Source organism: Mesorhizobium sp. USDA 4413 (assembly GCF_056280365.1).
In genome coordinates this window covers 2,369,099-2,391,134 of sequence record NZ_JBVPRP010000001.1, presented here as the reverse complement: position 1 = coordinate 2,391,134, position 22,036 = coordinate 2,369,099, and the positions used below count along the sequence as shown (strand labels likewise).

22 protein-coding genes and 2 pseudogenes are annotated in these 22,036 nt (G+C 59.1%); 4 read left to right on the top strand and 20 right to left on the bottom strand.

What is annotated here, in order from left to right; all coding sequences use genetic code 11:
• Nucleotides 1–47 precede the first annotated feature (47 nt).
• From ACVMIM_RS11595 to nifH, 17 genes are all read right to left on the bottom strand, one after another.
• On the bottom strand, nucleotides 48–740 hold the full coding sequence (locus tag ACVMIM_RS11595; RefSeq protein ID WP_476112025.1) for an OmpW/AlkL family protein: 693 nt from the start codon (nucleotides 738–740) through the stop codon (nucleotides 48–50).
• A 963-nt stretch (nucleotides 741–1,703) separates the two neighbouring features.
• Entirely contained in the window at nucleotides 1,704–2,717 is a 1,014-nt protein-coding gene (locus ACVMIM_RS11590) for a 1-aminocyclopropane-1-carboxylate deaminase (RefSeq protein ID WP_476112023.1), read from the bottom strand.
• Between the two features lie 322 nt (nucleotides 2,718–3,039).
• The gene (locus tag ACVMIM_RS11585) at nucleotides 3,040–3,363 is read right to left on the bottom strand and encodes an exopolysaccharide production repressor protein (RefSeq protein ID WP_040999009.1); all 324 of its coding nucleotides are present in this window, start codon (nucleotides 3,361–3,363) and stop codon (nucleotides 3,040–3,042) included.
• A 26-nt stretch (nucleotides 3,364–3,389) separates the two neighbouring features.
• Entirely contained in the window at nucleotides 3,390–3,707 is a 318-nt protein-coding gene (fdxB, locus tag ACVMIM_RS11580) for a ferredoxin III, nif-specific (protein ID WP_040998976.1), read from the bottom strand.
• Entirely contained in the window at nucleotides 3,704–3,907 is a 204-nt protein-coding gene (locus tag ACVMIM_RS11575) for a CCE_0567 family metalloprotein (protein ID WP_040971462.1), read from the bottom strand. The genes fdxB and ACVMIM_RS11575 overlap by 4 nt, the downstream gene beginning before the upstream one ends.
• Before the next feature lie 25 nt (nucleotides 3,908–3,932).
• Nucleotides 3,933–4,409 (bottom strand): DUF269 domain-containing protein, encoded by a 477-nt coding sequence (locus tag ACVMIM_RS11570; RefSeq protein ID WP_476112021.1) that lies wholly within the window; start codon nucleotides 4,407–4,409, stop codon nucleotides 3,933–3,935.
• A 272-nt stretch (nucleotides 4,410–4,681) separates the two neighbouring features.
• Nucleotides 4,682–5,908, bottom strand: a complete 1,227-nt coding sequence (locus ACVMIM_RS11565) for a peroxiredoxin family protein (RefSeq protein ID WP_476112019.1) — start codon at nucleotides 5,906–5,908, stop codon at nucleotides 4,682–4,684.
• Between the two features lie 131 nt (nucleotides 5,909–6,039).
• Entirely contained in the window at nucleotides 6,040–6,321 is a 282-nt protein-coding gene (locus ACVMIM_RS11560; RefSeq protein WP_476112017.1) for a hypothetical protein, read from the bottom strand.
• Between the two features lie 960 nt (nucleotides 6,322–7,281).
• Entirely contained in the window at nucleotides 7,282–8,253 is a 972-nt protein-coding gene (locus ACVMIM_RS11555) for a universal stress protein (protein WP_476112015.1), read from the bottom strand.
• Nucleotides 8,246–9,031, bottom strand: a complete 786-nt coding sequence (locus tag ACVMIM_RS11550; protein ID WP_052457995.1) for a winged helix-turn-helix transcriptional regulator — start codon at nucleotides 9,029–9,031, stop codon at nucleotides 8,246–8,248. The genes ACVMIM_RS11555 and ACVMIM_RS11550 overlap by 8 nt, the downstream gene beginning before the upstream one ends.
• Nucleotides 9,032–9,058: 27 nt before the next feature.
• Nucleotides 9,059–9,538, bottom strand: a complete 480-nt coding sequence (locus tag ACVMIM_RS11545; protein WP_040986745.1) for a NifX-associated nitrogen fixation protein — start codon at nucleotides 9,536–9,538, stop codon at nucleotides 9,059–9,061.
• Nucleotides 9,539–9,550: 12 nt separating this feature from the next.
• Nucleotides 9,551–10,054, bottom strand: coding sequence for a nitrogen fixation protein NifX (gene nifX, locus ACVMIM_RS11540; protein ID WP_040986747.1), 504 nt, complete (start codon nucleotides 10,052–10,054; stop codon nucleotides 9,551–9,553).
• Nucleotides 10,020–11,402 carry a nitrogenase iron-molybdenum cofactor biosynthesis protein NifN gene (gene nifN / locus ACVMIM_RS11535; RefSeq protein WP_476112012.1) on the bottom strand — a complete coding sequence of 461 codons (1,383 nt, stop codon included), beginning with the start codon at nucleotides 11,400–11,402 and terminating at the stop codon, nucleotides 10,020–10,022. The genes nifX and nifN overlap by 35 nt, the downstream gene beginning before the upstream one ends.
• A 9-nt stretch (nucleotides 11,403–11,411) precedes the next feature.
• Nucleotides 11,412–12,902: a nitrogenase iron-molybdenum cofactor biosynthesis protein NifE gene (gene nifE, locus ACVMIM_RS11530; RefSeq protein ID WP_476112010.1), complete on the bottom strand. Its 1,491-nt coding sequence runs from the start codon at nucleotides 12,900–12,902 to the stop codon at nucleotides 11,412–11,414.
• Nucleotides 12,903–12,960: 58 nt separating this feature from the next.
• Nucleotides 12,961–14,502 carry a nitrogenase molybdenum-iron protein subunit beta gene (nifK, locus tag ACVMIM_RS11525; RefSeq protein WP_476112008.1) on the bottom strand — a complete coding sequence of 514 codons (1,542 nt, stop codon included), beginning with the start codon at nucleotides 14,500–14,502 and terminating at the stop codon, nucleotides 12,961–12,963.
• A 135-nt stretch (nucleotides 14,503–14,637) separates the two neighbouring features.
• Nucleotides 14,638–16,140, bottom strand: coding sequence for a nitrogenase molybdenum-iron protein alpha chain (gene nifD, locus ACVMIM_RS11520; protein ID WP_476112006.1), 1,503 nt, complete (start codon nucleotides 16,138–16,140; stop codon nucleotides 14,638–14,640).
• Between the two features lie 98 nt (nucleotides 16,141–16,238).
• Nucleotides 16,239–17,132, bottom strand: coding sequence for a nitrogenase iron protein (gene nifH / locus ACVMIM_RS11515; protein ID WP_040999003.1), 894 nt, complete (start codon nucleotides 17,130–17,132; stop codon nucleotides 16,239–16,241).
• A gap of 558 nt (nucleotides 17,133–17,690) precedes the next feature.
• Between nifH and ACVMIM_RS11510 the strand changes: the two are divergent.
• The 4 genes and pseudogenes from ACVMIM_RS11510 to ACVMIM_RS11495 form a co-directional block, all read left to right on the top strand.
• Nucleotides 17,691–18,067 (top strand): annotated as a pseudogene (locus ACVMIM_RS11510) (transposase); the annotation flags it as partial.
• 200 nt (nucleotides 18,068–18,267) lie between these two features.
• On the top strand, nucleotides 18,268–18,894 hold the full coding sequence (locus ACVMIM_RS11505; RefSeq protein WP_476112004.1) for a type IV toxin-antitoxin system AbiEi family antitoxin domain-containing protein: 627 nt from the start codon (nucleotides 18,268–18,270) through the stop codon (nucleotides 18,892–18,894).
• A complete protein-coding gene (locus tag ACVMIM_RS11500; protein ID WP_476117182.1) occupies nucleotides 18,884–19,117 on the top strand; it encodes a nucleotidyl transferase AbiEii/AbiGii toxin family protein in 234 nt (77 codons plus the stop codon). The genes ACVMIM_RS11505 and ACVMIM_RS11500 overlap by 11 nt, the downstream gene beginning before the upstream one ends.
• Nucleotides 19,069–19,599 (top strand): annotated as a pseudogene (locus tag ACVMIM_RS11495) (nucleotidyl transferase AbiEii/AbiGii toxin family protein); the annotation flags it as partial. The gene ACVMIM_RS11500 and the pseudogene ACVMIM_RS11495, both read left to right, overlap by 49 nt.
• On the opposite strand, the gene ACVMIM_RS11490 reads toward ACVMIM_RS11495, so the two are convergent.
• The 3 genes from ACVMIM_RS11490 to ACVMIM_RS11480 all read right to left on the bottom strand — a co-directional run bounded on the left by ACVMIM_RS11490 (nucleotide 19,598) and on the right by ACVMIM_RS11480 (nucleotide 21,783).
• Nucleotides 19,598–20,044 carry a DNA-processing protein DprA gene (locus ACVMIM_RS11490; RefSeq protein WP_476112002.1) on the bottom strand — a complete coding sequence of 149 codons (447 nt, stop codon included), beginning with the start codon at nucleotides 20,042–20,044 and terminating at the stop codon, nucleotides 19,598–19,600. The pseudogene ACVMIM_RS11495 and the gene ACVMIM_RS11490 sit on opposite strands and share 2 nt — an antisense overlap.
• 745 nt (nucleotides 20,045–20,789) lie before the next feature.
• Nucleotides 20,790–21,470: a nucleotidyl transferase AbiEii/AbiGii toxin family protein gene (locus tag ACVMIM_RS11485; RefSeq protein WP_476112000.1), complete on the bottom strand. Its 681-nt coding sequence runs from the start codon at nucleotides 21,468–21,470 to the stop codon at nucleotides 20,790–20,792.
• Nucleotides 21,442–21,783, bottom strand: a complete 342-nt coding sequence (locus ACVMIM_RS11480; RefSeq protein WP_476111998.1) for a hypothetical protein — start codon at nucleotides 21,781–21,783, stop codon at nucleotides 21,442–21,444. The genes ACVMIM_RS11485 and ACVMIM_RS11480 overlap by 29 nt, the downstream gene beginning before the upstream one ends.
• Between the last annotated feature and the right edge of the window lie 253 nt (nucleotides 21,784–22,036).

Here is a 22,036-nt window from a genome sequence, read left to right as displayed (position 1 = left end):
GGGCGTTTTCGCCGCTTTTAAAATCGAGCCGAAGAATCGCCGACCTGTTAGAAGCGGTAAGTGACACCTGCACCAAGCAACCAAGGGTTTAGCTTGGCCTTGCCCTTCAAATCGGTGCCGGCCACTTTGACGGTAAAATCTGGTTCCAGAAAAAGCTTCTTGACATCGACGTTGATCCCCCAGTGCCGATCCAGCATGTAGTCGAAGCCGACCTGCAGCGCGGCACCAAACGTGTTCTTCACATGGAGAGCATCGGCGCTGCCGACACTTTGATTGTAGAAGACGGTGTAGTTCAGGCCGGCGCCGACATAGGGTCGGAAGGCCCCAAAGTGGGTGATATGATACTGCAGCGAGAGCGTGGGTGGCAGTACCCATACCTTGCCGACATTCCCCAGTGCGCCGATTGCTCCAGTGCCATCAACGTTGGCGTAGGTAGTGGCGAGGATGAGTTCGGCAGCGATGTTTTCGGTGAAGAAATAGGAGATGTCGAATTCTGGCGTCACGGTGTCTGAATAGGAGAGATTGGAACCGGCAATCCCGCCGACGTAACCTGAATCGTTGGTTTTCACTCCCAACGCGCGCACGCGAATCTGCCACGGGCTCGACGCCTCCACTGTTCCCTGGTCCTGTGCGACGTAACGTTGCGCAGGGTCTGCCGCCAAAGCCTGCTGACCCACCCCCATCAGGACGATGAGCGCCATCGCACCCTGCGCCGCAACCGTCCGCACTTTTGTCATCATGTTCTCTCCTGGTGTCCGATACCGTAGACTCTGTCGTTTGTGCGCGCGGGATGACTTCTCGTCACTCGCGGGTACAGACGCTCTGCGAAGAGCACTGCATTTGTCGTGCCAACGAGAAGAACCATTGGGAAACCGCACGATTCGCTTCCGACACAGTCGTGTGTCGGAGCTGATACTGTCGCGTTTCGGGCGTGATACTGTCGTGTTTTGCACAAACGGACTATCGACCGAAAGCAGGCGAGAGCTATCCCCGCCCCGTTGGCAGAGGGTGAACGAGACAATTCCTCACGAGGTGGTCACGACGCTGGTCATGCGTGGCGGACTCTTCCATCCACAACTTCGATGTCTCATGTGAGAGTGTTCGGCCTGCCAGTCAGGCTTGAGGTGATCGCAATCTCTCGCGGTAGCGCGCTAACGCTGATCCGGTCGAGCATGGTCATATCGAGCATGTGATCTTTCTCCCAGCCGGTCACGCCAGGCTGGAAACTCTCTTCGAACGCGATCGAGAAGAAGGCCGCATGTCGAATTCCATGCGGAGGCTCTCTCCGGAGATCGCCCACGCAGCGAACTCTCCAGCACAGGCTGGCGCTGGATTTCTCGCATGGCATTGAGCCGCGCGATCATCCACCCGCACTCGGGCGATGGAAAACTCGGAAACACATCCCATTCAGGGCTGCCCTAGCCAGCGCTCTTCTAGCCTTCATGATCGCCAAACCCGCCGCGGGCGGAGCGGCCCGGCAATCAGCCCGCTCCGGCCGAGTGACCGCATCGAGTAACCGCCCAGATGCCGGGCACAAAGCGGTCCTGGAATTTTGGGCGCTGCCCGCCAGCGTCGCCAAGCGTTTGCGGTTCGTGGCGATATCAATAGGCGGCTGCGCCGACCGCCCCAGATGCGCTAGCTCCGCACTCGGCAGCCGTCGCGGCGACTCCCAGCCGACTCGCTGCTGACGCGGCCCGTGCGGGTCAGCCGTTTCGAAAGGTGTAACCGTAGCCATTGATCGCCGGCGCACCGCCGAGATGCGTGAAAAGAACCCTCGATCCCTCGGCAAAAAAGCCTTTCTGGACCAGGTCGATCATTCCTTGCATCGATTTGCCTTCGTAAACGGGATCGATGATCATACCTTCGAGCCGCGCGCACAGACGGATGGCATCCTTAGTTTCCGGGGACGGTATGCCATAACATGGGTAAGCGTACTCCTCGAGCAACACCACATCATCGTCGACCAGTTCCATTCCGAGATCGACGAGCTCCGCAGTATTTTGGGCAATATCCAGCACTTGCGCCTTGGTTCGCGAGGGAGTGGCAGAGGCATCGATACCGATGACGCTGCGATGTCGCCCGTCATGGGCAAATCCGACGATCATGCCGGCGTGAGTCGAGCCCGTGACCGTGCAAACGACAATGAAGTCAAATGCAAACCCAAGCTGTTTCTCCTGAGCGCGCAACTCCTCTGCGAATCCCACGTAGCCGAGACCACCATATGGGTGAAGGGACGCGCCAGCTGGTATCGCATAGGGTATGCCGCCCCGTGCCTTGACCTCGTAGAGCGCCTTTTCCCAACTGTGGCGGATGCCGATGTCAAAGCCCTCGTCGACCAGATGCACTTCTGCGCCCATGATGCGGCTTAAGAGAATGTTGCCGACCCGATCGTAGACGGCATCCTCATGTGGAACCCAGCTCTCCTGAACCAGGAGGCATTTCATGCCAATCCTGGCGGCGACTGCGGCGACCATTCGCGTGTGGTTGGACTGCACGCCGCCGATGGAGACAAGCGTATCGGCATCTGAGGCGATGGCGTCTGGGATGATGTATTCGAGCTTGCGCAGCTTGTTTCCGCCAAACGCGAGTCCGGAGTTGCAGTCCTCGCGTTTGGCGTAGATTTCGACCTTTCCACCCAGATGCTTGCTGAGCCGGTCGAGCTTCTCGATGTGCGTCGGTCCGAAGGTAAGCGGATAGCGTTCGAACTTTTCGAGCATGTTCTCTCCCGCGATGCGTGAATGAGCCGAGACTAGCTATGCACATCAGCTTAAGCGGCATGTTTGATCTGAGGTCAGCTGCTCTTTCCGACGTCTTAGAAGAGCTTGGTACATTCATCGCTTCATTCGCCGTCTCGACACGCAACGGCCAGGCCGGCGTCCCTAGCAATGCCTGTCGCACTGAAAAACTGCATCGCCGGGATTGGAACGACGGAATGCCGTCGCCGTCCACCGCACCCAGCATAGTATTCCTTGAAAGATCCAACCGATGTTCAGGATTGATCGGAAATGGGGTGAATCTGACTTCGATCTCGTCATCGCCTTAGTGGAGCAGCGATATGCCGCCTATCGGAAAGACCGGAGGCACATCAGAAGATTTATTCGTCACCACCTCATCATCGTCTGGCAGCTGATATTCCAACTGCGTCGCAGATCCAACATGTTCAGCCCTTTGGCCAAATCTGCTATGGCCGCCAGACCGCCAGATCAGAAAGAGCACGCTTGCGAAATAGACGATTTGGAGGAGCAGCGAACAAGCCAGCGTCGTGACGACTACTGTGCGGATGGAATGAGAAGCAAAATAGACAGCCAAAGCGTTGCCGCACAGGACCACCCAAAAAGTGCGATAAAAGATTTTGAAGGACAACGCCGTTCTCCTGGTTTCTCGCCACATCATGCAGCGACCTTGTCGGCGGCAAGGTGTGTCTGGCAGTTCTTCGGGCAGACGCGGGAGCACGCTCCGCAGCCGACACAGCGGCCGGCATGATCGACGACCATGATCATGCGATTGAGCTCGCCATCGAAGTCGTCGTCTTCGTCGTTGCAGGGGCCGAGGATTTCGCCTGCCTCATCGACTCCGTAAAGGTGCATGACCTCGCGCGAGCAAACCTTAAAGCAGCGTCCGCAACCGATGCAGGTCGTGCCATCGATAGCGGTGAGATATTGCGGCATCCATTTGGAGCCGTCGCGGGTGACGAAGGCGCTCGTCATCGCGCATTCTCCGATGCAGCCAGATCTCTCTTGGCGGCGTCCAACTCGGCAAAAACGGCGAACGTTCTCTCGGCAATCACCTTAATCTCGGTCCAGTTGACCGGGAGGTCTTCGGCAAGGTCGTGCAACTCCATCTTTGCGGTTCCCGCACGTGACTGCAGCTTGCGGACCTTCTTCTGCAGCTCTTCAAGGTTTGACATTAATCCTCCTCGAAAACGGCTTCCGTCACACCAGCGAGACGTCGGGACTGACTTCGGTGTCTGCGGTCGCATCGTCGACCAGTCTCGTACCGGCCTCCGCGAGTTGTCGGAATGTCTCGAAGCCGAACCGGTGGATGTCCGGACAGAACGATCCAACGCCCGGCACCGACAAGCCCGCGCCCACAGGCCTCACGGATTTGGCCTCCACAATTGGCGATGTCACCAGGCGGAGACGCTCCGCGATCGCAAGCCCGACGGCGCTGTAAAACATGTCGAGCCTCCACAGCGCGTGGGCATCGGGATAGCCCATGCCAGGGATCGCGCGGCGGGTTTTTCTGGTGACGATGAAGCCGGCCAGCAGCGCTGCATCCGATTTGCCTTCCCATAAGCAGTAGGACTCCTCAGCACGGATCAGCCGCACGAGGCATTTGACGAACGGGGTGGCAAGGGCCGCCTCGTCCTCGTTGCTAGCAGGGCAGATCGCGGCTTCGGGCAATTTCATATCCTCCCCATTTCAGCCCTCTTCCTCGAATTTCCTTTTTCGGCAACGCCTAGTTCGGGCACATACGCGTTGGCCGATGCCCGGCTGGGAGCGGGCAACTCCAAGCAATTGATGTCCGGGTGACCGGTCTTGGACGCGTCTTCGACCGCGAGGCCATCCACCACGGCGAAAATTCGCGTCCAACATCACTTGCGCCGCGACGCGGGTGCAGGTCATCGCAAAATTCGCGCTTTGAACCTGCCGCAAACGATCCACCCGGTGCTGCATGGCGCCTACTTGCTGCGGTCACGCCAGGGAAATCGACGAATTGGCCAGTAAACATTCAAATTGACGCCTCTTTTTATGTATTTTCTCCGGCCGATCGCGCCTTGATGCCGGGGGGAAAATGTTTTTCGAAGCCGCAAAGAGAGCGCTGTAACGGCCCTCCCAGCCTTGTAGCTGGCCAGGGTCTGCAGCAAATCCGGAAGAAGGTGCTGTTTCAGGGCGTCCGGAATAAGCTCCGGACCGTCCAGCGACTGCAATGCCAACCTGAGTAACTCGATCGCGCGATCCTTATTGCCGCTGTCGTAATAGTACCTAGCGACCGCCGGATAGGACCGGAACTTAGGGCCGTCGCCTTGCGGGGGATTGAGTGCCAGGATGTGTTCGGACAGCTTTTTGCCCATCGCGAAGCGCTCAGCAGATGGAAGGTGCGAATGGTCGTGCGCCGGACCGAAGAGCTGGCCTAGCGCTGCAAGCATCCAGTTCTCGGAGTTTCTGTCGATTGCGTCGCGAACCAATTGGCGCATGACGGGCATGCCTTTCTGCATGTCGTGCATCGTGTGAATTAACAGATGCACATGAGCCAGGCGAAAATTGATATCGTCCGGCACCAAGGCGATGCCCTCTTCGATCGCCGAGAGCGCCATCGTCCAATCCTCTGCCTTTATCGCCGCCCAGAATCTGTCAACGATTGGCTCCTTCAAGGCCTGTTCGCATGCTAGTGCACCGCTTCTGGCGATCCGCGCAGTGTCGGCGGTCTTCGCTTCATCACTGGCGCGCCAGCTGCCGTTCAGTACCTTCGGCAAAACCTCGTCGAGATGCCTCGGATGGCCGATAAAGGCGATGTGACCGTCTCGGTCGATCACGAACGAGGTCGGAATTCCGATCGAAAAGCTGGGCCCCCTCCAAAGCTTGTTCATTTCGCCTGTAGGGTGGAATGCGATGCGATAGTTTAGATCCGGGCACCTTTCGGCCAACCACGCGCCCAGCTTGGCTCGAGCCTCAACGGGCGAGGAAGCGTTTTCATCAGCCGCGACTCCGACGACCTCAACTCCGGCGTCCTTGTATTTCTCCTGCACCTGCCCCAGTTGGAGCGCCGCCGCCGTACATGGTCCGCACCAAGTCGGCCAAAACTCGACGACATACACTTTGCCGGGCTGGAAACGCGCAAGCGGCTCGCCACCCGGCCAGGTCTCGACCTTGATCGGGGGAGCCTGTGGTTCCATCTGCAATGCCATGTTGCTCTCCAAGGCTATTGCCAAAGGTTGCGCGACTTTGGGCGCGAGTTTGTTTTCCCTACGAGGGGCACACGGGTTCAAGGAAAGCGAGCATCATTCATCTCGCGCATCTGCGCGCCTTGAGCGTTTGCTCAGTCTTGCCGCATCCAGTGTTGCCGCATCTCCATTGGCAAAGGCTGTGCCAGTGTGCTCAGCGTGCAGCAATGGGTGATTTCACTTGAACCAACCATGCGACGAAGACGGCCGGTTGTATTGAACCCGACATATTTGCCGCCGTTGTCAGGTTTCGGACATGCGTTCACTTTGCGCGCCGTCAGAAGAGCCTGGCCACGGACCACTCGACATGGATGGCGGCCAAGGGATGAGCAGATGGACATCATGACTGCGTCGGCTATGGCCAGGGCTGTCACCATCGCCCGCTTCGCGCCCATTAGGTTGAGCTTTGCGCCGTTAGGTCCCTCAGGCGGTAGCAGAAACTCGGCATTTACGATTGCAAGGAGCCGCTCCATGCGCGTGCCGCGGCGCCCCCTTCCGCCTTGCGATTGAATTTCCCGGCTGGTGACATGGGCGTCCTACACGACGACGCTGGTCCAGCTGCGGCCCGCCACTACCGCCATCGCCAATGCCGCCATTTTTTTGATTGACTATGACGATGGTTGCAGACTGGCCAGGTGTGCTGGTGCCGCTCGGTGAACTCTGCGGCATTCCTGCCTTGTGTTACCTTGTGTGTTTCCGGCGCCCGGGCGCTGCAGCGCCCGCGTCCGGGGTGCAAAACGAGCGTTGTCGGATTTGATCAGCCCACGACCATTCGGCCGCCGCGCGGGTCGAGCGGGACCGACCAATACACTGGAGATGCGGCGGTCCTCGCCGCTCTACCATCTCAGCCTATGACATTGTGATTGATGCATCGCTTGCCGCCCAATCCGGCAAGGGCCCGACTGTCCACTGAACTCGAGGATGTTGGCCGCGCGGTACTATGATTGCGTTGTTCAGCCCCAACCCAATAGTGAGGGCGATCCAAGATTTCGCCCATGCGAGTGCCGGTGCGGGTCCGAGCGGCGTGCCGCGGCGATGGGATCCTCTTTGTCGGCCTGACGCCGACCTGCGAACCTTGAGTTTTGACTGCATTGAGAAGCCCATCTACATCGGCGCAGCCGTTGAGTTCCGCTCACGAGTCGTCTCGGGCGAGCCGAAGCCATAGTAAGGGCAACACTGGAGACGTGCGGGATCGTCTCGGGCCGAGGCGCCTGTAAATTATCTTGAGGCTCTCCGCGAAAACCTGCGCGTTTACCGCGACCTTGGCCGACTTGGCACCAGGATAGGCGACCAGCGAAGCAGAGCTTCGAACAGCATAGGTGCCCCCTTCGGAACCGTCACCGCGCCAAAAACAGCGGCAATGGCGGCTTTGCTTCTATCCATCTCCTTACGCCACCGAAGAGCCGCTCGCGCAGCCGCCGGCTTCCATAAGCGCCCATGACAATCATGTTGGCAGACGTGTCGATTGCGTGCTGCGCAAGCACCGTTGCCGCCGGCTTGCCGGCGCTCGGCAGCCGATCGACCGACACCCGAGCACCATGCCGGGTGAGATAGGCGGCGATGTCGGCTCCCGGCTCGGTGCCGTTTCCGGTGCAGGTCACCTCCGGATCGACCAATGTGAGCCGAACTTCCTCGGCTCCGGATAGCAAATCCAGCGCTTCCCGAACCGCACGGACGGCCTCCACGCGAGAATCCCAGCCGACCAGCACGCGCCGTGGCGACAGCGTCGCCTCAGCACGCTTTGGTACGACGAGCACCGGCTTTCCGGTATCGAACAAGCTGCCGTTGATAACAAGAGGTCCGAGATCGATGTCGTTGAGAAGTGCGGGGCCGACGATGGTCAGGTCACTGCAGAGCGCCCGCTGTCGCACCGCGTCGCCGACGCTGGCCTGATCGCAGTATGCGGTATCGATGTCATAGCAATTCCACATAGCTCCCAGCAGTTCTTGAATATCCTTGGACGTCTTTTCCAGAATGGCCATGTCGTGTGAAAATTTCTCGATTTGCCTATACCGCCTTTCCAGTCTGGCGATGGCCGCTGCATGTCGTTTTGGCCACTCAGGCATGGAGCCGCAAAGCGGCGGAGACCCCATAATAAGTACCGAAAGATTCGCGCCGACCTCGGCACACAAGCCGGCAGCTATTCTGATGTCCTCATCGGAGTGTTCAGCTCTGGTGACACTGAGTACGCTTTTGAAGGCCATGTGATCTGGTACTTTTTGAGCATGTTGTGCCTGCAGGCGTTTCGAAGCCGCAAGATTTGCCCTCGCGAGGGGATGGGAATGGCAAACCGCTTGCCATTCAGCCATCCGGCTTCTCGAGCGAGTAACCTGCCGATCTGACGGTACGAATGACGCTGCCGGGCGAGGCCGCCTTCAGCGCCTTTCTGATCCGGCTGATATGAACGTCGACGGTGCGCGCACCGATATGGATATTCTCGGGCCAAGCCGCGTCGATCAGCTCGTCTCGGCTAAAGACCTTGCCAGGAGCCTCAAGCAAATGCCGCAGCAGGTTGAACTCGAGCGGTCCGAGATGGATGTCATGGCCATTACCGCGAACTCGGTAGGCATCGAGCTTCATCTCAAGGCCGCCGCAGCAGAGCCAGCTGCCGTTTTCGGCCCCGTTTGAACCCGGCTTCGGCAGCGCCAGCTTCGTGCGCAGACAGTCAAGCAGCGTGGCCGGCGCGATCGGCCGCACAAAGCTCTCGTCGATGCCTGCCTTCAAGAGATCGAGGTGCTGGTTCTCGGCGCCGGGGGCAATCAGGGCAATAACGGGAAGGCCACCCGTCCGGGGCTCGCTCTTGAAGGTTGCGCAGATTGTGGAGCCCGTTGCGCTTGCTGGCCCGCAATCCAGCACCACGGCCTGGAGCTCTCGTTCATCGGCCGCTGCAATTGCTTCCTTCACGCCGCCGGCCGGCTCACTCGTGAAGCCGTCCACCCCCAGAATGTGGCTCAGGAACAGATACAACTCCGCATCTTGCGAACAGATCAGGACCAATGGCTTCATCGGCGCTACCCCAAGAAGCAAATCGGCCTCGACCGCCTCGGGTGGGTGGGCGGGCCATGGCATATCTTCAACGCCCGGCATGATCCCCTTGCCCGAAAATCGCGTTCATCACGCCCGCGCCACCTCGGGATAGGCTTCAATGGCCGCGATCGCGTCGCCGGCCAGTTTCGTACCTGCCGCCGCGAGTTTCCAGAATGTCTCGAAGCCGAAGCGGTGGACGTCGCGCAGGGTCTTCGACAGAACGACCAAACGCCCGGCCGTGAAAAGCACGCGCCCGAAGCCCTCATGGCTCATCTCCATCATCGGCGATGCCATCAGGCCGGACCGCTCCTCGATCGCGAGCCCGACGGCGGTGTAAAACATGTCGAGTCTCCACAGCACGTCAGGATCGGGATCGCCGATAATCGGGATCGCACGGCGCTGTTCCTTCGTGATGATGAAGTCGCCCAGGAGCTCAGCGTCCGATTTGCCTTCCCACGACCCGTAGGAATCTTGGGCACGGATGAGCCGCACGAGGCATTTGACGAACGGGGTGGCAAGGGCCGCCTCGTCCTCGGCGACATCAGGGCTGACCACGGCGTCAAGCATTTCGCCTACTCCTCATTTGAAGTCTTCGTCTTCGAAGCACGGTTTCTTTTCGGCAACGCCGGCCTGGCCCAGCACCTTGCGCAGCCAAGGGGGAGGAGCCTTCCTGAGCATCGTTTGCGTGCGCAACAGCACCTCTTGGATGGTTTGGGGCTGGGGCACTTTGATCGGATGGATTTTCGCCGAAATAACCTTGGCTGCCGAAGGTCCGCCAATCGCCAGGCAAAACAGGAGATGACAGCCCTTCAGCGCCACCACCTTCGGCGTGATGCGATCGTCGCCCTCGCTGCGATGCGTCCCGCTCTCATCGGAAACGTCGTCGAAGGCCACGGCTTCCACAAGTTGCCATTCCTCGCGCGTCACGTCGTACACTGCAAAGCGCTTGGCCGACCCGAAGTGAGCGTTGAGGTTCTTCATGTCTTGCGTGGCGATCGCCACGCGCAAAGCGCCGGCTTGCCGCAGCGGCATTGATGCATGAACCTCGTCAGTGACGAGCGAAAGGCGACGAACGGAGCTCATCTGGCATTTCTCGGTGGCGGAATGGATCAAGCGCCTCAGGCGTCGGCGCATGTCGATTGGCCTGGAAGATGTTGGCAACCTCGAAGATCAGGTCGCGGGTCCCCTGATAGAGGACTGTGAGCTTGTGTTGGCTGCCGAGACGGTCAAAGATCGGGAAGCCGACGCGCATGAGCGGGATGCCAAGGTGCTGCGCCGCCTGGCGGCCGTGGGAATGGGTGACGAGGAGATCAGCGCCGGCGCCAAGAACTTCCAAATCGCCGAGATCACCGATTTGAACCGACTCCGCCGGTATTTTCTCCAGAATTTTCGACATATTGGTCGTGGTGACCGCCGCCGCGATTTCGGAGCCCATGCCGACGAAGAAAGTCGCGAGTTGGTAGAGTTGGTCTGGTTCGGCAGCGATCGCAATTTTCTTGCCTCCGAAATGGAAATGTCCGTCGAGCAACGCATCCTGCAACTGCGCCCGGCGCCGGCGCACGCCGGCCGGCACCGGCGCGCCCGAAATCGCTGATAGCATCGAGACGAACCGGTCTGCGGTCTTCAATCCAGCCAGTGACTGGAACATCGCGTAAGGCACGCCGGTCAACCTGTGCAGCAGCTCGGCCGGGCGGCGCATATGCTCACCGATGACAATGCATTGCACGGCCGTGCCAAGCTCGCGGATGTCCTCGACGCTGGTGCCGCCATAGGTGGTCGTGACCCAGCGGTCTGGCACTGTACCGTCGAGCGAGCCGGAGACATCCGGCACAATCACCGGCTCGAGCCCAAAGCTTTCGACCATGTCCCGCAAATGCTCGATATCGGCCACAGTGAGATTCCAGCCGGGCAGGATCGCGATCTTCTTCGATTGCCGCGCCTGCTCGCCGGGCCGCGTGATACTTCCGATTATCGCCGTGACGGCCTTGGCCCAGCCCTCTTCGATCGCCCCCTCGAAATCCGGCGTATTGGCCAGCACGACCTCCGTACCCGCGAGTTCTTCCGTGCGCTTCTGCCTGATATCGGCGATATCCCCTGCGAAATCCTCGCCTCGGGTTTCTGTTAGAGCCGTCGTGCAGACCCCGATCAGCTTTGGCTTTGTGCGAGTCTTGAGATTGAGGATCGCCTCTTCCAGATGATCCGCCCCGCCAAGGATCGTCGCCACTTCATCCATCGCGGTAGTCTGCAGGGGGATGGCTTCTTTGAAATGCCGCACGAAGAGCACGAGCGCGAAGCTGGTGCACCCCTGGCTGCCGTGGAACAACGGAATCGCACCATCGATCCCAAGAAAGGCCAGGGCTGCACCCAGCGGCTGCGACGACTTCAGTGGATTGACAGCCGCGGCTTTTGTCTGGGGAAGGATGCGGACCATCGGCTTTCCTCAACACTCGCCGAAATCGTCGGCCGTCGTGTCGGCGAATTTCTTGAAACTCTGGACGGTCGCGGTCTCACTGTTCGTGCTCGGCGGTTCGTCCCGTGTGGCGAGCTGGCATTCCCACGGCGGTGGCTCCCGCACCTGGCGCCAGATCGGGTTGTGGATGGCGAGGTCGATTTGGCGCACGAGTTCCACCATGCCGTCATAACCGGCATAGGGCTGGTGACGTTCCTGGTTGATATCGAGCCAGGGTACCTTGGCCTTGAGTGCGATAAACTGCGTGCGCCCCCCCGACAGCATGATGTCTGCCTCGTGTTTTGAGAGCATTGCGTAAAGCTCGCGCGGTGCCATGGTCTCAAACATGTGGTTCTCGTTCTTGAGGATCTTCTTGATGCGCTCCTTGTCTTCGGGCGTTGATTTCTTGACCGAGGTGCCGACGATCTCGATGCCGATCTCCATCAGTGCGTGGACGACCGACCAGGACTTCACACCGCCAGTGTTGAGAAGCACGCGCTTGCCTTCGAGCCTCGGCCGGTAGGTCGCGAGCTTCTTCCAGGCAATCGCCTCCTCTTCAGCAATCAATGCTTCGGTGCGGCCGAGGATCTCCGGATCCGCACCCTTCTTCACGAGCAGTCGAGATATCTGCCGGAGCGCCTCAGAAGTGTCGGTGATGCCGTAGAAGGAGCCCTCGAAAAACGGGATGTCCCAGCGCTGCTCCATCTTGCGCGCCAGATTAATAAGGGCGGTCGAGCACACGATCATGGTTGCCCGGGCGCGGTGCGCTGATGCAACGTCGAGGTAGCGCGCGTCGCCCGGAATTGAGGCTCGCACCCGGATGCCGAGCCGATCAAAAAGCGGCTTCACCAGCCAAAATTCGCCCGAGAGGTTGAATTCGCCTAGGATGTTGATGTCGTAAGGGCCGGCATCGTCGGGCTCCGCCGTGCCGATGACATGATCGAGCAACGCCTCGCAGGCAAGCTTGTTGCCGAGATTCTTGGAGCCGACGAACCCCGGCGCATTGATCGGCACCACCGGCAGGCCGAACTTTTCGGCCGCGCGTTTGCACACGGCCTCGATGTCGTCGCCGATCAGCGCCGTCACACAGGTCGAATAGACGAAGATCGCGGGCGGCGCATAGGCCTCCTTGACCTCGCGGATTGCTTTGAAAAGCTTCCGCTCGCCCTGCCCCATCATCACGTCGAGTTCGGTGAGATCGGTCGTGAAGCTTGTGCGCCATAGCGTTGGCCCGGACGAAGCCGTGCCGCGGTTGTCCCAGGAATTGCCCTCGCAGGCGAGCGGTGCATGGACCAGATGCGCGACATCGGTAATCGGCTGCAGCACGATTTTTGCGCCGTCGAAGGCACAGCCGCCGGCTGCCGCCCCGGGGGTCAGCGGCTTGGAGCAGCCCTGTTTGCGCGCCTTGGCGTCCTTGCCGCGGTTCTTCTCGCAGGCAGGCTCGTTGAAGAGATCTTGGATCTTGGCATTGAGCGAGGACATTGCCGGTCTCCAAAGTCAATCGAGAAGACGGACCAGTTGTAAAAGCCGGCCACCGCTCCTAGCGGGTGAGGTCATAAGAATAGTCCGTCACCCCCGTCTCGCTTGTCTCGTGATCGAGCTTGTCGAAGATCTTGTCGAGGATTGTCGTCAGTACGCGCAACCCGCCTTGGTAGCCCATGAGGGCAAAGCGATGGTGATGGTGCCGGTCGAAGATCGGAAACATCAGCCGGATCAGCGGCGTGCCGGTGTCGCGCTCCAGATACTTGCCATAGGAATTGCCGATCAACAGGTCCACGGGCTCGGTGAAGAGCAGCGATCGCATCGCCCACAGGTCCTTGCCCGCCCAGACTTGAGCCTCCTTGCCGAAGGGCGAGGAGGCAAGCAGTTCCTTCATCTCGTCTTCCCACGCCGTCGTGCCGTTGGTGGCGAGGCAGTGGGTCGGCTCGCCGCCTGTCTCCATGATGAAGCGGGCCATGGCGTGGACAAAGTCCGGGTCGCCGTAGAGTGCGTATTTCTTGCCGTGCAGCCAGGATTGGCTGTCCGCCATGGCGTCAACAAGTCGGCCGCGCTCCAGGCGGATTGCCTCGGGGATTTCCTTGCCGGAAATGGCGGAGACCTCCAGCAGGAATTCGTCGGTCGCCTGGACGCCCAGCGGGTAATGGAATGAGGCTGTGGCCTGGCCGACCTCCTCGCAATATTCCAACGTCTTTCGGGTGTTGTAATGCTGTAGTGAAAGTGTCGCCTCGGCGTTGAGTGCATTCTTCACGTCTTGGATTTTCGTGCCGCCGTCATACATGCGGTATTCGCCGTCCGATGGTGTGTCGAACTGGTCAGAGGCATCTTGGATGAACGTATAGGACACGCCCATCAGATCGAGCAGGCGTTTGAGTTCCCGGTTGTTGCCAACGCAAAAGCCGTCGAAGCCCGGAATGATATTGATCGTTCCCAGGGCTTCCGTACGCTCCTGGCCTTTCCAGAAGTGCTCCAAAATGCCCCTGACCGTACCATCATAGCCGTCGACGTGGCTGCCGACGAAGGCCGGCGTGTGCGCGAAGGGCACGGCGAAGTCGCGCGGGACCGAGCCTTCTTCCTTGGCGTTCTCGATGAAGCTGTGCAGGTCGTCGCCGATGACCTCGGCCATACAAGTCGTCGATACGGCGATCATCTTCGGGTCATAGAGTTTATACGTGTTGGCGAGCCCGTCGACCATGTTCTTCAGGCCGCCGAACACTGCCGCATCCTCGGTCATTGAGGAGGAAACTGCCGATGCTGGCTCCTTGAAATGGCGCGACAGGTGCGAGCGGTAATAGGCCACGCAACCCTGACTACCGTGCACGAAGGGCATGGTTCGCTCGAAGCCCGTGGCCGCGAACACGGCGCCTAGCGGCTGGCAGGCCTTGGCGGGGTTTATGACAAGCGCTTCGCGAGCGAAGTTTTTTTCCCGGTATTCCCAGGTCTTGGTGAACTCGCGTTGATCGGTAACGACCTGATCCTGGTGCGGACATTCGAAATTCAGCTTCTTCTCGGCGAGCATGTGCCTGTATTCCGGCTCGCGGAAGAGAGGCGCGTGGTCGAGAACTTTTTCGGCCGACTGCGGCATGGTGGTCACCTCTTTTTGTATCTGACCGCGCCCATACGGCGGGACAGGAACATCAAACGTTTCTGGTCTTCCGCGTATCACGGGGTCGCGGGGTTTATCGTCTCACTGGGGAGACCCAGGCTAAGGGACTGGTATCTATTCGGCAGCCATCGCCCGCCCACGGCTCGGACGTCTTTTCCAAGGCGCCTCGAATAGTCCCCAGACCGGGTTGTTGATGGCAAGATCCACATCACGGGCGAAAACGGCAAAGCCGTCATAGCCATGATAGGGCCCCGAATAATCCCAGGAGTGCATCTGACGGAACGGTATGCCCATCTTTTGCACGGGGTATTTTTCCTTAATCCCCGAGCCTACGAGATTAGGGCGAACCCCCTCGATGAACTTCTCCAACTCATAACCGGTCACGTCGTCATAGATCAGCGTGCCGTTCTTCACGTAGTGGGCGGTGCGTTGATAATCGTCGTTGTGGCCGAACTCGTAGCCTGTGCCGACGATCACCATGCCGAGGTCCTCGTAGGCTGTGATGACATGGCGGGGGCGCAGGCCGCCGACATAGAGCATCACCGTGTTGCCTTCGAGGCGCGGCCGATATTTGGCGATTACCTCGTCGACCAAGGGGCGGTACTTGGCTATCACCTTTTCGGTCTTCTCCTCGATTTCCGCCCCAAAATGCTTGGCAATCTTGCGCAGGGAGGCTTCGATCTGGGTGGGACCGAAGAAATTGTACTCCATCCAAGCGATGCCGTACTTTTCCTCCATGTGCCGACAGATGTAGTTCATAGATCTGTAGCAATGGATGAGATTGAGCTTGGCCTTCGGCGCGCGCTCTATCTCGGCGAGCGTAGCGTCGCCGGACCAGTTGCCGACCACGCGCAGGCCGATCTCCTCGAGCAGGATTCGCGATGCCCAGGCGTCGCCGCCGATATTGTAGTCGCCGACCACGTTGACGTCGTATGGGCCTCCCTCGAACTCGACCTCTCTCTTCTCGAACACCCAGTCGCGGATTGCATCATTGGCGATGTGGTGGCCGAGCGATTGCGAGACGCCGCGGAAGCCCTCGCAACGCACCGGCACGATCGTTTTTTCGATCTCCTTGGCCTTCTTGCGCGAAACCGCTTCGGTGTCGTCGCCTATGAGGCCGATCGGGCACTCGGACTGCACGGTGATGCCCTTGTTCAATGGAAAAAGTTCTTCAATCTCGTCGATGATCTGTTCCAGCTTCTTGTCGCCGCCGAAAACAATGTCTTTCTCCTGGAAATCGGAGGTGAACTGCATTGTGCCGAACGTGTCGATGCCGGTCGTGCCGACGTAGTAGTTGCGGCGCTGCGACCAGGAGTATTGCCCGCAGCCGACGGGGCCGTGCGAGATATGGACCATGTCCTTGACCGGCCCCCACACCACGCCTTTTGAGCCGGCATAGGCGCAGCCGCGAATGGTCATCACGCCGGGAATGGACTTGATGTTCGATTTGACGTCACATTCCGAAAGGATCTCCCCTTCCTCGCCGGGCTCGTCCCCGCTCTTTGCGACGTTGAGGTGCTTTTTGCGGCGCTTCGCAGTCTTGTCGGGATATTGCGACAACACCTCCTCGATAAGCTTCGCATGGAGAGCACCGTCATTTTCGTATTCCAGGCTCATGGGACCCCTTTCAAGGTTCATGTGACGCCTCACCGGCGAGGCGCCGTTATTCAAAAGGCACGCTTGGTCAAGGCCGCGCCTCAAGTCGACAACGCTTGTTACAGTGCGGCCGCCTTCGCCGTTTCCTTGGCTTGGAGTTCGGCAAGCATCTGCTCGTCTGTCTTCATGATGCCAAAGTCGAGCAGCATGTCCTCGAGCTCCTCCATGGTGATTGGGGTCGGGATTGTGCCCTGGCCCGAATTGACATGGATCTTCTCGGCCAGCGCACGGTATTCCCCGGCCTGCTTCGAGTCCGGCGCATACTGGATCACCGACATCTTCCTGAGCTCGGCGTGCTGGACGATATTGTCGCGTGGCACGAAATGGATGAGCTTGGAATTGAGCTTGGAAGCCAGCGCTTCGGCGAGGTCGAGCTCGCGGTCGGTTTGGCGCTCGTTGCAGATCAGGCCGCCGAGCCGCACGCCGCCCGAATGGGCGTATTTCAAAATGCCCTTAGCGATGTTGTTGGCGGCATAGAGCGCCATCATCTCGCCGGACATGACGATGTAGATTTCCTGGGCCTTGTTCTCGCGGATCGGCATCGCAAAACCGCCGCACACCACGTCCCCGAGCACGTCGTAGGAAACATAGTCGACATCATCGTAGGCGCCGTTCTCCTCGAGGAAGTTGATCGAGGTGATGACGCCGCGGCCGGCGCAGCCTACACCCGGCTCGGGGCCGCCCGACTCCACGCACTTGATGCCTTTGTAGCCGATCTTGAGCACGTCCTCGAGTTCGAGGTCTTCCACCGAACCTTCCTTTGCAGCAAGGTGCAGCACGGTATCCTGCGCCTTCGAGTTCAGGATCAGGCGGGTGGAGTCGGCCTTGGGATCGCAGCCGACGATGAGTATCCTCTGCCCGAGATCGACAAGGGCGGCGAGCGTATTTTGGGAGGTGGTGGACTTGCCGATGCCGCCCTTGCCGTAAAAGGCGATCTGACGCAGACCTGACATGTAGCTTTCCTTCCTTCGTTCCATTCATCGCGGCTGCCCGCGATATGAATGCCGGTCGGCAGCTTTCGCCGCCTCGTAACGCAAGGCTCAAAACTCATGCCAATTTTATTGACCGATCGAAGAAAGTTTTTTTGTTCTTCCTTTTCAGATATTTGACCTGAGCAAAATAAAGGAATGGCTAGCCGAGCCTATGTCGCGAACCTGACAAGACCAACGAAACATGTCAGACAGCGTTAAATATGACAGCCATTAACCTCACGCCGGGACCGAAAGACACAAACACTGTCGTCCACTCCTCGTGAGCGGCACGCCTCCCCGGCCAAATTGCGCCGCCAGAACGTTAATCCTGGATCACGCATCTGTCTTCTGGCACCAATCGAGAACGCCACGGCTGCTGCCGAGTTGCGACCCGCTGAGTGGTGTAGCTCGGCGGTAGCGCAGCCGCTTGCGAGCGCGCCCTCAATAGCGCCGTAGCGAGCGAGCGGCGCAGCGGTGGTCATCGATGTTCTTCCGTTAGGGTCGGGTTGCTGACACCAACCTGATTCGAAGGAACCACCGATGACCGACGACATGATGAACCTGCGCACGCTCGTGGAGAAGAGCCCCGACGGCGATATCCTGCGCGAGATGGATCGGCTTTGCCGCCGAGCGGCTGATGGAGCTGGAGGTGGGCGCCGCCACCGGCGCCGGCTATGGTGAGAAGAGCGCGCTGCGGACCGCCCAGCGCAATGGCTATCGCGAGTGCGACTGGGAGACGCGGGCCGGAACGGTGGAGCTGCGCATCCCCAAGCTGAGGAAGGGCTCCTACTTCCCCTCGTTCCTGGAGCTGCGGCGTTTGGCCGAGAAGGCGCTGACGGCCGTCATCCAAGAGGCCTACGTCCAAGGTATCTCACCGCTCGGTCAATGATCTGGTTAAGGCGATGGGCATGAGCGGCGGCCGATGACGGTCTTTTTTCGGAAGCTAACGCAGGACATGCGCCGGGAACTCACGCTATGTTCTTCCATCGCGCTACGATGCTGACGCGCCGATGTCTCGCGCCACGTTTACAGAACGGTGGAAGGGCTGCTTGCCGACTTCCCCTCTCCGGTGTAATAGAATGTCGGAACTTACCTGTAATTGCCGACATTTTGATGCATGACCGAATCCGTTGAAACCTCTCAGCGCGACCTTGCCGTCAGTCTGATTGAGCGCCACGGGATCATGCGCCTGTCGGACCTGAAACGCCGAGGCATCAATCCGGCTACACTTGCGCGTCTGGTAGACGAGGGCATCCTCCAACGCCCTTCGCGCGGGCTCTACCAACGCGCGGGTGCTGCCGTCGACGTCGCGCATTCCCTGGCCGAGATCGCGACCCGAGTTCCGAAAGGCGTGATCTGTCTCGTATCGGCGCTTCAGTTTCATGAGATCACGCTGCAGCTTCCGCGCAGCGTCTGGATCGCAATCGGCTCCAAGGACCGCAAGCCGACGATCAACTATCCGCCGATCCGGGTTGCTCGCTTCGGTGAAAAGGCGCTCACCATTGGCGTCAAGACCTATACCATCGATTCTGTGCCTGTCCGGATCTTCGATCCGGCCAAATCGATCGTGGACTGCTTCCGCTTTCGCAACGCCGTCGGCCTTGACGTTGCAATGGAAGCGCTGCGCATGGGATGGCGATCCAGAAAGGCTAAGCCCGACGACATTGCCCGATATGCGCAGGCGCTGCGCATTTGGAGTGTCGTTCGTCCTTATCTTGAAAGCACAGTTGCTGATGAAGGATAGGCCGGCGAATCTTCCAGCATCGATTCTTGCTAGGCTCCGCAACATCGCGCGGAACAAGCAGACGGACAATCAGCTCATCCTGAGGCGATACGCCATCGAGAGGCTGCTTTATCGGCTGAGCATCTCCCCGCATCGCGATCAGTTCATCCTGAAGGGCGCGATGCTCTTCACAGCGTGGCTCAACGATCCGTATCGCCCTACGCAGGACCTCGATCTTCTCTGATTCGCAATCCAGCCGTAACGGCGATCCGATCCGTTTTCGAAACGATTTGCCGGATCGAGGCCGAAAAAGACGGACTGGTGTACGATGCGAACGGCCTAAGCGTCGAGGTGATCCGTGAAGGCCAGCAATATGGCGGCGTCAGGGTGCAGACGACAGCGTCTCTCGGGAGGACCCGGATCCCGGTACAAGTTGACATCGGCTTTGGTGACGCTGTCACGCCGACGGCGCAGGAACTGGAATTTCCGTCGCTTCTGTCGGCCGAGGGTCCTCGACCGAGAGCCTATCCCAGGGAAACCGTGGTTGCCGAAAAACTCCAGGCAATCGTCGTGCTTGGCCAGGCGAACAGTCGCATGAAGGATTTTTACGACCTGCTGGCGCTGTCGCGGCTGTTCGCGTTCGAAGGTGGATCGCTGGTCCAGGCAATCCGAGCGACATTTGAACGCCGCGACACGCTACTGCCAACAGAGACTCCGCTTGGACTCAGTGCCGCTTTTGCCGAGGACAGCAAGAAGGCAAGGCAATGGACGGCGTTCGTCGGAAGGGAACCGCTTCTCTTGCAGCCATCGAATCTCCCGGCCGCGATCGTCGCCATTGGCGAGTTCGTTTTTCCGCCGCTCCAGGCTGCAGCCTTAGGCGACGGTTTCGAGCGTCATTGGCCGGCCGGCGGCCCTTGGACGTAAAGCTCTGACTTGCTTTGCTCCATGGGCGGATCACGGATCGTAGGTGCTGAGAGGCGTACCGATCCGCAATCGTGCGTCCGCCGTTAGTGATGACCGTTACGTGAGCGACACGATCGATTCCGGCGGCTGGGCCCGAAACGATAGTGAAGCGGTCCTTCCCAAGCGCGCGTTTGCGGACGGTGAGGTCGCGCGCCAGCTGTCTTGCGCGCTGCTTTTTGTCGTCAGTCGCTTCGTGGGCGCCGACCATGGCTATGCAGCGCGTTACCGGCCTTGGAATACAAAAGCTCGATTGGACGCTTGGCGTCTCGCAGCTTTTGCGGATAGGAGGCACAGTCAACCGCGCTTTGTTACAACCGGTAGGCTCAGCGATGTGACTGGAAGAGCGCCACCTGTCGGCACGGGTCGGCTGCTGCGGCTCGATTTCCACCTGTCGGTGTCTTGTGGGATAACGTCATGGTCGCCCCGATTGTGGGCTCTTTTTGCGGCAGGCCAATGCTGATTTTGCATTGCGGTATGACATTTGTGCGTTGCAATATCTGACGCGGAAGCTACTATGAGGGTGTCGGCCATCAACTCTCTAGATGCGATGCCGATCTTGAATGCGGCACACCCCCTCTAGTGCCGTTTTCGAATCGGGCCCGTTGCCACCTCCTCCCGGCAGCGGGCCTTTTCTCTCCAAGGCTTCCTCTTGGCCAAGCACGGTCCCGCCATGAATTCGAGCGCAGAATTTCCATTTGAATTTCTGGCGATCCAGCAGCTATTGAACTCCGGCGTTGCGTCTGTACCCCGAAACCCTGTCGGCGGTGATATCGCTCAAGGCAAGATGAGGTCCGCCGGAAAATACGATGATTTTCAGCTCCTTGATGAGCGGCAGATCCTAGAAATTCGCGCTATTCGGTAGCAACCGCCCAACCGCCACCAAATCCCTTATCGGCATTATTCAACCGCAGGCAATGCGTCTTCTTCGAAGGGCCGTTACCCGAAGGCTCCGGCTATGGCGTGGATTTGGGCTCGGGAATAGCCTCCGCAATCTCCCTCATGCGATCGAGGCAGATTTCGGCAATGGATCGCCATTCTTCAGCGATATTGAGTTCCGCCAATTCATTGCGAACATAATCTTCTTGGAGATTGATTAACCTGGTGCCAATAGCCGCTTTCAAATGCGACACGAAATGTAGGTTGTCCTGGAGCAAATCCGAGAATAGGTGGTCCACTACTGCGATATCGAATACGTCGCGGACCTTCAACAAAGAGCCACGATAGTTGAGCTTCTTTAAGGCAATCTCCACCGGGTGTTCAATTTCAATCGAATGGGAAAGTCCCTGACTACGTCCACTCCCGCCAATGATCTTCCGCTCCGTTGGCACATTAGTAATGTAAGAAGCGACGATAAAATCGATCTCGCCTTCTGGGTAGATCAGTTTGAGGTAGTTTGCCGCCTCATCATATGCCTGATGTTCCCAGATGCCTTCGCCACCCAATCGGGGTGAAAGGATCGACAAATACTGGGGGTCATCGATGAAAGCGTCGATGTCCTTGCTCAGGCGATGACCAGTGTGGACCATCAGAGCGGTACCGCCCCCGAGCACCCAATCGGGGACGGGTTGCCCTTTCGCGCGGAGTCGATCGAGGCCTGCTACTGCTCTATCGAGGAGAAGAAGCCAGTGAGACAAGTTCGCTCTCCAAATCCGGATTGTACTCGCCCGTCGCGGCCTTCGTTGCCATGTAAGCCTTGGCGAGCTTGGATTTAGAGATACCGTGAGCGCTTGCAAATTGAAAAACGAGAAAAGGCTCCACGTCTGTGAAGAAAGTGGCGACATGGACGGGCCAATCGTCCAGTTTGGCCTTGGCAATACACTCCCGCAGCGCCGCTACGCTGATATCCCGCTTGTAGGGCGCGTTGACCGTAGCCAATACAAGCCCGTCCACTGCTGAAAAACCTTCAGCAGCGCCAATGATATGGGTTTTCGTAATCGCGCGAACCATGCTGGGTATATAGTTCCTTCGCCCGACAGAGTCGACCCACGGGCAATTTGGCATCGCGCCTCATAATAGAATTCACCGCAGCACAACGGCCCGTTCCACCTGTCAGCCCCAATGTGAGGAACCGATCGACTCCCGCGGAAATATCCACCGAGGGTCCACCCAATGTTGAGGGGATAAGCATACGACGCTGGTTGGAGGACCTCGTCGGATTGACGAGGAGGAAGCCAACATGACCTTCTGCCATTTCCGCTGG